Here is an 11,091-nt window from a genome sequence, read left to right as displayed (position 1 = left end):
GGGGAGAAAAGTGCAAGGACGGGGATTCAAGGATGGTAAGGTGGGTGAAACAGATGAGAGTGATGCTGGCTGATGATGAACTGCTCCCGCTCGTGCATTTGAAGAGAATGCTCGAATGCGACATTGGCGGTGTTGAAGTGATCGGGACGTATTCAGATCCGATCCAAGTGATCACAATGGCCAATGCGCTTCGTCCGGACGCTGTATTTTTAGATATCAACATGCCGGAGATCAGCGGGTTGGAGATCGCAAGACAGTTGAAGATGTCTTTACCGGACATCGAGATCGTGTTTGTGACAGGTTACGATCATTATGCGGTGCAAGCGTTTGAGCTTTGCGCGGTCGATTACATGATGAAGCCGGTCCAGTTGGAGCGGTTGAAACAGACGGTGCAACGCTTGCAAAGCAAGGCGAACCGCTCGATGGAGATCGAGCGGCATGTAGAGCCGGAGCGCATCAGCTATTTTTATCAGGTGTTGAACAACCTGCCTGTGCGAAGATAGAGGATTGAGCAAAAGAGTCGCTCTGTTGCAGTGTGTCGGTGGATGCGGGATGCGGAAAGGGTCTCAAGGGAAGCCAGCTTTCAGAACGTGCGCACCATCGAGCGACACCACAGGCGACTCTGCCATCTGTGTTCATTCGCAGGCAGAGATCGGCAAAAGGCTTCGGCTCAAAGTGAAAAACAGACCTCCTGGCCATGTGCGCAGGAGGTCTGTTTTTTGTCTGTCGGCAGGTGGAGGAGTTCGAGCTTGAGCGCAGGCTTATAATTTTTTCCGCGAGTATTCGACCGGGGTGACGCCGATAATGCTTTTGAAGTCTTTGATAAAGTGCGCTTGATCATAATAGCCGAGGTCGATCGACAGCTGCGACCAATCGGGCTGTCGATCCTCCTGATCGAGCGATTCGGCAGCATTCTGGATTCGGTAGAGCTGGATCACCCATTTGGGGCTGACCCCGACATATTGGTCGAAGATGCGCTGCAGCTTTCTTTTGTTCAGGTCAAATCGTTCGCAGAGATCGTCCACTTTGGTGATCTCTCGGTCCTCGATGATCTGCTCGATGATGCGGTTGATCAGAACGACCGACTCATCCCTCGGCGGCAGCTTGGGGCGAAGAAATGATTCGGCAAACTCGACCATCGCGCCTTCGTCGTCGAGCGCGAAGATCGAGCGCTCCGCCGTCTCATCATCCAGATCGAATGCGTCGCCAAGCGAGACCTCCCCCTGGGCAAATGTGGAGATCGGCTGGCGGAGGAACGGGTAGAATCCGCCCGGCTTAAACTTGACCCCGAACACGCATCCTTTTCCTTGCAGGAAGTAGGAAAACTTCTTTCTCGCCGGGCAGTAGATGCCCGATTTGTTTTTCTCGATCACCAAATTCACACAGGGGTTGGGGATCACATCTTGCAGATAGGGTTCCTGATCGGTCAAGTCCCAGCTGACGATCCAGTAGTGTCTGACAAAAAAGCTGACCTCAGCAGAGGGGGCGTAGCGAGAAAGTCGAAATCTCTTTTCGCCCTCGCCTAGATGCAGAACGCCCAAGCTTGGCCGCTGAACGGTGGTACTCATCTACAGTCACTCCTGTTCAGTTGGAATTGACGAATCGAAGCGACAGGCGGCTCGCGCTTTGGCGAAGAGTACGGTCGTCTGCTGTCGCGTTTTTACAATACTTTTATAGGTAGAATTTTATAATTGATCCTAGCGACAGCGCAAGCAGTCGGCAAACATTGATCAGCATGCACAATTTGTGAGGAGGAAGCCACATGGATATGAAATATGTATTTTACATCGATGCGCAGCCGGAGCAGGTATGGGATGCGTTCGTTTCCCCCGAAGGAACGAAGAAGACCTTTTTTGGATGCGTGATCAGATCGACCTTTCAAGAAGGGGATTCGTTCGCCTATGTGGGCCCGGGCGAAGAGGGCGATGAGACGGTGCACGTGTACGGCAACATTTTGGCCTACGAGCCGCACAAGGTGCTCAGCTATATCGAACACCCGGGAGCCTGCTATCAGGCCGACCATGAACGGCTGACATCGCGCGTGACGTTCACGCTGGAGACGGTCGGCAAGTGTACCAAACTGACGTTGGTCAACGACCAGTGGGCAGAAAACCACCCTTCGGCGCAAAATGCGGATCAGCATTGGTGGCTGATTTTGAGCAACATCAAAACGCTGGCCGAAACGGGCAAGACGCTCGATCTCGGCTGGTAGATCGGAGCGGGAGTCCGCCCAAAGCGAATCGGATGAACGACCTCTCGTGCCAAGCGGCCGAGAGGTTTTTTGTGCGTCGATCGACTGCGGCGTGCGCTTTGTGAGTTTTAGGTGAGCGCCGAATGATAGAATAGATGAAGTCGATTTCCGCAGGGAGGGGACTGTCTAGTTGGAACGAATGCGCAAACGCAATCTAATCGGGGTCGGCTTGATCTTTTTGCTCTCGATCGCGATCTATATCTGCATCTATTATCAAACGATACCAGAGGGGAACACACCGCCTGTCCAGCAGGGGGTGCTCGATCTATCAGCGTGGGATCTGCACCAGCAGGGGATGGTCAACCTTGACGGAGAGTGGGAGTTTTATGACGGTCAACTGCTGGAGCCGGCCGACTTCGTACAGCCTCGGGCAGACGCCGCCTACCTGTCTGTCCCCGGCACGTGGAAGGGGGCGATCACAGCTGGCGGGAAGAGCGGAAAGGGCTACGGCACCTACCGACTGAAAGTGATGCTTCGCGATGCGGACGAAATCTACGGGTTGAAGCTGCGGAGCATCCGCATGTCGCATCGCCTGTACATCGATGGGAAGCTTGAGGGGAGCAGCGGGCTTCCCGCAGCAGATCGAGCGGGGAGTCAGCCTGGAAACACACCGTATAGCACATTTTTTCACAGCGACGCACGCGAGATCGAAATTGTGTTGCAAGTGGCGAACTACGAATATATCACCGGCGGTATCGTCAATTCGATCCAGTTTGGGTTGGAGGAGGACATCACCAGACAAAACGGAATCCAGATCGGTACTGACGTGGCGGCAATCTTGATTCTGGGCATGTTCGGCGCGTACCACCTCAGCTTCTTTTTCCTGCGCAGGGGGGAGAGCATCTATCTGCTCAGCGGGCTCTATCTGTTCTTCCTGCTGATCGCTCAGTCGCTCTTCGGTGAAAAAATTCTGCTGCGCCTGTTTCCGGCCATCCCGTTTGAGCTTGCCTACAAGCTGCTAGATCTGAGCTTGTCGCTCAGCGGGGTGGCGATCCTCGCGCTCTTTTACAAAGTCGATCATCGGCTGATCTCATTTCGGAAGATGGTTGTGCTGACCGCGCCGATCGCGCTGTACACGCTGCTGATCGCCCTGCTGCCCTACTCGGTCTACAGCACGGTCCAATATCTGACCAGCGCCTATGTGGCGATCATCCTGTTGTATATGATCGGGCGGATGATCTATCTGTACAGCAGAAACGAACAGCTGGCACTGGATCGGAAGGAGTGGCTGTTCTTCATCGGGGCGAGCGTCTCCCTGTTGGTCTTCTTGCTAGAATCGGTGCTGTATACAGAAAATTTGGTGCAGGTGGATCTGGTGAGCAAAGTCGGGGTGGTCTGCTTCATCACCTGCATGAACTTCCTGTTGGCGGTGAGATTTACCAACGCCTTGCAGCGAACGGAGATCCTCTCGCATCGGCTGAAGATCTCCAATCAGCACAAGGATGAATTTCTGAAGCACACCTCCCACGAGATCAAGAAGCCGTTGCACAGCATGATGAACATCACCGCCCACCTGCTCGACGATGAGGAGCACAACCTGACAGAGAAGCAAACGCAAAACTTGTGGCTGATCAAAGACACGTCGAGGAAGCTGTCGATGCTGATTCAGGATCTGATCGATGTCACCCGCCTGAAACATGGTGAGCTGCCCCTGCGCTCGACCATCGTCGACGTGAGAGTCGTGGCGCAGTTGGTGATCGATGTGCTGCGGTTTGAGCTGTTGGGCAAACCGGTGCGGCTGGAAAATCGGGTCGGGTCGAACGTATGGGTGGTAGCAGATGAGAACCGCTTGCATCAAATCATGTACAACTTGGTGCACAATGCGATCAAGCACACAGACAAAGGGACGATCATGGTGACATCCAACCTGGCGGCGGGGAAGGTGCACATTGCGGTCGAGGACACGGGGAGCGGGATATCGAGCGATCAGCATGCGACGATGTTCGACTATTTCAAGCTGCTCGATCATCCGCTGCCGTGGGATGAATACACCGGCAGAGGGCTCGGTCTGTACATCAGCTGGAAGCTGGTGGAGCGGATGGGCGGCGAGATTCGTATCGACTGGACGGAGGTCGGAAAGGGGACGCGGATGACGTTTGCCCTGCCCTGCGCAGAACGAGTTCCTGCGTCAGAAGAGCCGATCGCTTTGACCGAGGAACGGCAACGGGCGGTCGGCGATCCGCTGCCCTTCGATATTTTGAATCAGCACGAGCACACGATTCTGATCGTGGACGATGAAGCGTCCAACATCTATACGCTGTTGAACATCCTCAGGCGAAATCGGTACAACGTGGTGACCGCCTTCTCCGCAGAGGAGGCGATGGTCAAGATGAAAGAGCATCCGCATGTCGACCTTGTCATCTTGGACATCATCATGCAGGGGCGTTCGGGGATCGAGCTGTGCCAGATGCTGCGCCGTCTCTACTCGATTCTCGACCTTCCGATCCTGTTTGCGACGGGCGAGGAGACCTCACAGGACATCGCGCTCGGCTTCCGCGTGGGGGCGAACGATTATGTGACCAAGCCGTTCGACGAGGAGACGCTGATCGCCAGGATTCAGACGTTGATCGCGATGAAGACTTCGATTCAGGAGGCGATTCGCAATGAACATGCGTTTTATCAAGCGCAGATCAAGCCGCATTTCCTCTACAATGCGCTGAGCAGCGTCATCGCCTTCTGCTACCAGGACGGAAAAAAGGCGGCCCATCTGCTGTCGATGCTCAGCCAGTATCTGCGCTACATTTTGGATATGGATCGTACCACGCTGTTCGTTCCGCTGCATCAGGAGCTGGAGCTGATCCAAGCGTATGTTGAAATCGAACAGGCGCGCTTCGGGGAGCGGTTTGACTTCGTCTGCCACGTGGAAGAGAGCGTATTGAACAGAACGATCCCCTCCTTATGCATTCAGCCGTTTGTCGAGAATGCGATCCGGCACGGGCTGTTTGAAAAAGAGGGGCGCGGCAGAGTCAGGCTGATGATCCACGAGGGGGATCGCTATCTGCAGGTGATCGTCGAGGATGACGGGGTGGGGATCCCAGATGATGTGCTCTTCCAGCTGTCCAGGGGCGAGCGACCGAACGGTGGGAGCGGGGGGAGCGGGGGGATCGGGATCGCCAACATCCGCAAGCGAATCGACGCGATCCTCGGAGCGACGCTGACGATCAGCTCGGAGCTGGGCCGCGGGACCAAGGCGATGATCTGTCTGCCGATCCGTCAGGAGGAGCTGGCCGAGCAGGAGGGGGAATGGGGGAGTGAAGTTGTTTAACGTGGTCATCGTGGAAGATGAGAAGTCGGTCCTAGATCTGATGCAATATGTGGTTGGGCAAAACCAAAACTACAACATCGTAGGTGCCTTTTCCAACCCGCTAGAGGCTTTGGCCAGCTTGCCTGAACTCCGAGCAGATGTCGTGTTTCTCGATGTGGAAATGCCGAAGATGAACGGGCTTGAGCTCGCGCAAAAGATCAACGAGATGACCGATCAGACGAAAATCGTCTTTACAACCGCCTATAAGGAATATGCGCTCGATGCATTTAAAGTGTACGCATTCGACTATATCTTGAAGCCGGTGACGCCGATGGAGATCGAGCGGATCATGAACCGTCTGCTCAAACAGCGACCCCCTGTGGTGCGGGTCGAGCAGCCGAGACGGCAATCGACGATCCGCTGTTTTGGCGGGTTTGAAGTTCGCAATCCAGAGGGTGCGCTCGTCCGCTGGCCGACGCGCAAGACGGAGGAGCTGTTCGCCTTTTTTCTCTGCCATCCCGGCCGGGACATCAGCAAGTGGCGCCTGTCCGACTTTTTGTGGTCGGAGATGGATGAGGATCGCGCCACCCACAACCTGCACAACACGATCTATCGCTTAAAAAAGATGCTAAAAGGGCATGAGATCGGCATGGACATTCGGAAGACGATCGATGGCTATCTGCTGGATACGGCCGATCAAACGTATGACGTGCTGGCCTTTCAACAGCATGACTTCTCCTCGGCGAATGGAGTTGGCGATGTTGCGCGTGCAGAACAGCTCTGCGCGCAATACGCAGGCCCCTTGCTTGAGCGAAAGGACTATCTCTGGAAGGCTCCGCTGGAAGAGCAGTTTCGCAAGCAGTACACCTCGCTTGTGCGCAACCTGACAAGGCAGGACTTCGCTGCCCAGGAGTGGGCAAAGGCGGAGCGAAGGCTCGAAGCGTACCTGACCGCCTATCCGCTGCATGAGGAGATGAACTTGGCCCTTCTGCAAGTGTATTCGCACAGCGGCAACAAGGAGAGCTTCGCCAAACAGTACGCCCGCTTCGAAGCTGCCTACCGTCAGGAGCTGGGGCTCGCACCTCCGGCCGAAATGAAAAGCCAAGCCGATTCCTTTTTGAACAATCGGTGATCGAAAGCGTTTTTGATAGCAGGGAGTCGGACGCGCTCCCTGCTTTTTTGCGTGCGGTCACAGAGGCGGGCTTGTGAGAACTTTGAGAGGTTCGTCTGGTAGAATTCCTGTGGGTGGAAGGCGGTTGTTAGAAAGAAGGGGTGGAAAGAAGTGTCCCGTAAGGCGGAACAAAGGGTGAAGAAGACGAAGTCGGAAGTTGCGATTCTTTTTCTCGTGCAATTTCTGATTTTTGTGCCAAGTGCTACATTTTTCGTGTTTCATTCGCAACCGGTAGGCATTCTGGTGGCGATTCTCAATCTGGCGGCGCTCCTGTTTTTCTCCTATCTGGTGATCCGGCATGTGACCCTCTATAAGACGAGGAGCATCGTGATGTTTCTCCTGCTGATCATGGTCGAACTGCTGCTGGTCTTTGCGCTGCTCTACAGCTGGATGAACTGGGTGGATCACCGGTCGTTTCAAAGTGCAGGGGAGCTGTCTGGGCTGGACTTTATCGCCTACAGCGTGAGCCACTTCACGGCGACCGGGCAAGCTGACATCGTATCGAGCACAGCGATCATCAAGGCGATCACAACGGTGGAGATGATCTTCGGCTATCTGCTCAGCGCCTTTTTTGTCGCCAGCGTTGTGGGCTATTTTTTTGCGCGGTCAAAGGTGAGCGAGCAATCGACCGAAAGGATGTTCACGGGAAAAGAAGCTGATTCGCCTGAGTGAAGAGAGCAGTTGGCGACCCAAGGGTAGACAGACGTTCCTCATGCGGAAGGTGAACCTTGATCGATTGAGGCGGTTGTTATAGAATGGAAGCAACGAAAACGATAGGGGCTGTGTGGATGTCCGCGTTTGTTCTTAACTAATCAAATTGCATAAGGTCGATTCCGTTCGCTTGAACCGAAAGCCACATTTCAAGTGGTTTGTTTGCTCATGCTCGAAAACGGGGTGACCTGCAGTTAGTTAAGAACATGAGACATCGACCGTATCCAGTTGGCTGCGAGAACCGTGCTCTGATGCGCGGTTTTTTTATGTTGTCGGACCTGTCAGGCTTTTTTTGGCCTGCTGTTTGTTGACGTTCCGGCAAGGCGCAATTCGCAGGCGATGACCCTTTAAGGGGCAGTAGATGGACGATATGTTCATCTACTGCCCTTTTTTTGTTGGAAAAAACGTGGAGAAAAGAGGGTTCACATTGAAAGATAGAATCGAAGAAGCATACGCAAACGTCAAGCTGCAAGAAGGAGCGCAGGTGATCGAACAACTGTTGATCGAATGCTATCTGCGACCGGGAATCTCGACCAAAGAGCTGGCGCGAAAAACGCTGTTGCCGATTCCGGTGGCCACCGCGATCAAAAAAGAGCTGATCAGAGCGGGCGCTTTGGAACAGGGCCGCGGCGTGCGCTGCACCGACCGAGGTGCGGAGTGGATCGAAAAGGAGCTTGGGTATGGCGGGATCGACAAAAATTTGTACCAACGGCTGATCGGCGGGGAGCTGGACTGGGCTGATGAACTGGGAGAACTGCTGGCAAAGCTCGAAGCGATCTTCCGCTCGCGCCCCCAGGTGAACGTGCAGATCGACCAATCGAAATGCACGGCGGAGACCAGCTTGCGCCGCGCCATCCTCTGTTTGAAGCACCACGCTTTGATCGGCAAGCAGATCTTGTGCGTCGGCGATGATGATCTGGTCAGCGTGTCGCTCAGCCTGTTGCTCCAGCTGCTTTTTCCCAAGCGGAGCGATCGAAGAGCAGCGATCGATGTGGTCGATCTCGACGCGCGGTTTATCAGCTACATTCGACAAGTCGCCGACCGGGAGCGGTTGCCGATCCGGTGTCGTCAGCTGGACTTGCGCCAGCCGCTGCCAGAAGAGATGCATGAGCAGTACGACAGCTTTTTTACCGACCCGCCGTACACGCTGCAAGGCATGACCCTGTTCGTCTCGCGGGGGATCAACGCCTTGAAGCGGCGGAAGGGGGCGCCGATCTTCCTGTCTTTCGCCCACAAATCGCCCGAGTTTATGCTGGCGATGCAGCGCGAGTTTGTGCGGATGGGGCTGACTGTCTGCAGCACGATTCCGCGCTTTAACGAGTATGAAGGGGCGGAGATGATCGCCAACAGAAGTCAGATGATCGTCTTGAAGACGACGGAGCTCACCGCCCCTCCGATCATCGCGCCGTTTGAAGATGCGCTCTATACAGGCGAGGTCAAACGGACGTTGCGCACCTATCGCTGTATGCGGTGTGAGGAAGCGGTCTATGTTGGGGCTCAGGGTGATGTGCCCACGATCGAAGACTTGAAAAATCGGGGGTGCCCCTCCTGCCAAAACGATACGTTCCAGCTCGTCAGCAAAACGACTGTGCAGACAGCAGGCGAGCAAGGCGATGGGAGCGATCAGGCTACGGCAGGTTGAGGGAGATCGGGCGAGACATCGGCAAACAAAAGACCGCAGGTGCATTTGCACTTGCGGTCTTTTCGTCACGACTTCCGATCTCAAGTTCCAAAGAGCTGCACGTGCAACCTGATGGCAGAACAAACTGCGGCGTTTCGCTCACACTGTAAATTTTTGCGCATGGCCGTTCAGCTCTTCGGCGATGCGCGTCAGTCCATCGGTCGAAGCTTTCATCTCTTCCATCGTGGCCAATTGCTCTTCCGACAGCGCGGCCACCTGCTCGGATTGGGCGGCGGAAGACTTGGCGATCTCGCTGATCTCCTCTACGGAAGCGGAGATTTGCTTCGTCCCGTCCGACAGGTGTTTCGAAGTTGCAGACACCGCTTGCACCTGTTCGGCCACAAGGCGTGCGGCGAGCAAAATCTTTTCGAAGGCGGTCTGCGCGCTCTTCGTCACGGTCAGGCCGGATGCTACATCCTGCTCCACTCGATCCATCGAATGCACGGCGATGTCAGTCTCGCCGAGAATCATCTGCACCACGCCGATGATCAGGTCTGCCGATTGTTTGGACTGCTCTGCCAGCTTGCGAACTTCATCTGCAACCACGGCAAACCCGCGACCATTTTCACCCGCCCTCGCCGCTTCGATCGCGGCGTTTAAGGCGAGCAGGTGGGTCTGCTCGGAGATCGCCGTGATCACATTTACGAACTGCTCGATCTCTCGCGAACGCTCGCCAAGCTGGTTCACCGCCTGGACTGTCACTTGAACAGAGTCTGACATCGCATCCATCTGCTCGATGACTTTGCGCATCGCATGGCTGCCTTCTTCCGCTTCTGCTGCCGCACCTTTTGCGGCGTCGTGCATGGTGCGAGCCGTATTGGAAAGCACTTGGATGCCGACAGCCATCTGCTCCATCGCGCTCGCGTTTCGCTCCGTATCCTGCACTTGAGCGTGAGAGCCTTCGGAAAGCTCCTGCATTCTGCTTGCGACCTGATGGGTGGCGATCGTCGCATGCTCAGCGCCGGCAGCAAGCTCTTCGGAGGAAGAGGCTAGATGCTCCGATGTGTACCGAATGTGTGCGAGCATTTCGCGGAGCTGTTTGCGCATCGCTTCCACCGCTTGGGTCAGCTCCCCCGTCTCGTCCCGTGAGATCTGGCGAATCTCGGTGGAGAGATCGCCTTTTGCCATCTCCTGTGCTCGCAGGAGCAGGTTGGTCAGCGGCTTGGTGATCGACTTCGATACGAACCACGCGATCGCAATGCTGAGGGCGAAGCTGACGATCGCCAAGATCACCATCAAGCGCTGGATAAATTGTATCGACTGCTCTAACTGCCCGACCGAATTCTCAAGGTTGCTCAATGCTCGATCCCGATACTTGTTGATCTCATTGTTCAGGCTTTTGGCAATCTGATCGAATGACTCCATGATCTGGTTGCCCTGCTCAGCTCCCTGCTCGATATAAGCATGTGCCATCGTTTGGCCCAACTCGTAATAGGAATCGAACTTCGCCTTGATCGACTGGAGGTTCGCATCGTCTTCCGGATTGACTTCAGCAATCTTGGCAAACGCTTGTTCAAACTCTTGCGCCCATTCTGCCGCGTCATCATATCCGGTCACATCTTTGGTGACGCTCGCATCTGTTAAGAACTGCTGCACCTGCACGACCGAAAGTTTCATCTGGTCCGCTTGGATCGCCGTGATCAGCGTTTTGTTTTTCATTTGCAGCGCGTCATCCGTCCGGAACTCCAGCTCGACATAGAGTGTGACGCCAACGCTGATCATCAGCAAGAATATGATCATAAAGGATAATAGAAGCTTGTGCCTGATTCGTCTCATTCAAATGCTCCTTCCACAATCGATACAATCGACAATATCTTTATGGAAATAATATAACACATTGGTATTTTTTAATAAAAATGATTAGGTTGTCAAGATTGCTTGATAAGAATGATTATAGAAGCTGGATGAAAGGTGAGCAGAGATTCCGCGAACTTTCATGCATAAGAAAAGCCCTGCTCGCCGCTCGGTTGTCATCACAATTTCATCCGAGCGGAGGAGAGGGCGGTACGGTCGATGATCATCGCTTCTGCCTC

The 11,091-nt window shown here is 54.7% G+C and carries 8 protein-coding genes; 6 read left to right on the top strand and 2 right to left on the bottom strand.

From position 1 onward, the window contains the following. The first annotated feature begins 53 nt into the window (after nt 1-53). The gene (locus tag ACFSOY_RS10565; protein WP_386046397.1) at nt 54-503 is read left to right on the top strand and encodes a LytR/AlgR family response regulator transcription factor; all 450 of its coding nucleotides are present in this window, start codon (nt 54-56) and stop codon (nt 501-503) included. 258 nt (nt 504-761) lie between these two features. Here the strand turns inward: ACFSOY_RS10565 and ACFSOY_RS10560 are convergent, their stop codons facing one another. Next, the gene (locus ACFSOY_RS10560; protein WP_386046396.1) at nt 762-1,568 is read right to left on the bottom strand and encodes a DUF6597 domain-containing transcriptional factor; all 807 of its coding nucleotides are present in this window, start codon (nt 1,566-1,568) and stop codon (nt 762-764) included. A gap of 194 nt (nt 1,569-1,762) precedes the next feature. Between ACFSOY_RS10560 and ACFSOY_RS10555 the strand changes: the two genes are divergently transcribed. The 5 genes from ACFSOY_RS10555 to ACFSOY_RS10535 all read left to right on the top strand — a co-directional run bounded on the left by ACFSOY_RS10555 (nt 1,763) and on the right by ACFSOY_RS10535 (nt 9,019). Further along, nucleotides 1,763-2,212: an SRPBCC family protein gene (locus tag ACFSOY_RS10555; protein WP_386046394.1), complete on the top strand. Its 450-nt coding sequence runs from the start codon at nt 1,763-1,765 to the stop codon at nt 2,210-2,212. Nucleotides 2,213-2,390: 178 nt separating this feature from the next. Further along, a complete protein-coding gene (locus tag ACFSOY_RS10550; protein ID WP_386046813.1) occupies nt 2,391-5,516 on the top strand; it encodes an ATP-binding protein in 3,126 nt (1,041 codons plus the stop codon). After that, nucleotides 5,503-6,627, top strand: a complete 1,125-nt coding sequence (locus ACFSOY_RS10545; protein WP_386046393.1) for a response regulator — start codon at nt 5,503-5,505, stop codon at nt 6,625-6,627. Before ACFSOY_RS10550 ends, ACFSOY_RS10545 begins: the two co-directional genes overlap by 14 nt. A gap of 174 nt (nt 6,628-6,801) precedes the next feature. Further along, the gene (locus ACFSOY_RS10540; protein ID WP_386046391.1) at nt 6,802-7,338 is read left to right on the top strand and encodes an ion channel; all 537 of its coding nucleotides are present in this window, start codon (nt 6,802-6,804) and stop codon (nt 7,336-7,338) included. 466 nt (nt 7,339-7,804) lie between these two features. After that, complete coding sequence (locus ACFSOY_RS10535) at nt 7,805-9,019, top strand: bis-aminopropyl spermidine synthase family protein (protein WP_386046389.1); 1,215 nt, start codon at nt 7,805-7,807, stop codon at nt 9,017-9,019. Between the two features lie 138 nt (nt 9,020-9,157). Here the strand turns inward: ACFSOY_RS10535 and ACFSOY_RS10530 are convergent, their stop codons facing one another. Then, complete coding sequence (locus tag ACFSOY_RS10530) at nt 9,158-10,834, bottom strand: methyl-accepting chemotaxis protein (protein ID WP_386046387.1); 1,677 nt, start codon at nt 10,832-10,834, stop codon at nt 9,158-9,160. Nucleotides 10,835-11,091 lie beyond the last annotated feature (257 nt).

The sequence above is a fragment of the Tumebacillus lipolyticus genome (assembly GCF_042682745.1).
Taxonomy (GTDB): Bacteria; Bacillota; Bacilli; order Tumebacillales; family Tumebacillaceae; genus Tumebacillus_A; species Tumebacillus_A lipolyticus.
Note: the sequence above shows the minus strand (reverse complement) of the source record. Positions and strands in the feature narration are given on the sequence as shown.

Coding starts and splice junctions, on each gene's coding strand:
- ACFSOY_RS10555 (WP_386046394.1), top strand. CDS start 1,763: ATGGATATGAAATATGTATTTTACATCGATGCGCAGCCGGAGCAGGTA.
- ACFSOY_RS10550 (WP_386046813.1), top strand. CDS start 2,391: ATGCGCAAACGCAATCTAATCGGGGTCGGCTTGATCTTTTTGCTCTCG.
- ACFSOY_RS10560 (WP_386046396.1), bottom strand. CDS start 1,568: ATGAGTACCACCGTTCAGCGGCCAAGCTTGGGCGTTCTGCATCTAGGC.
- ACFSOY_RS10530 (WP_386046387.1), bottom strand. CDS start 10,834: ATGAGACGAATCAGGCACAAGCTTCTATTATCCTTTATGATCATATTC.
- ACFSOY_RS10565 (WP_386046397.1), top strand. CDS start 54: ATGAGAGTGATGCTGGCTGATGATGAACTGCTCCCGCTCGTGCATTTG.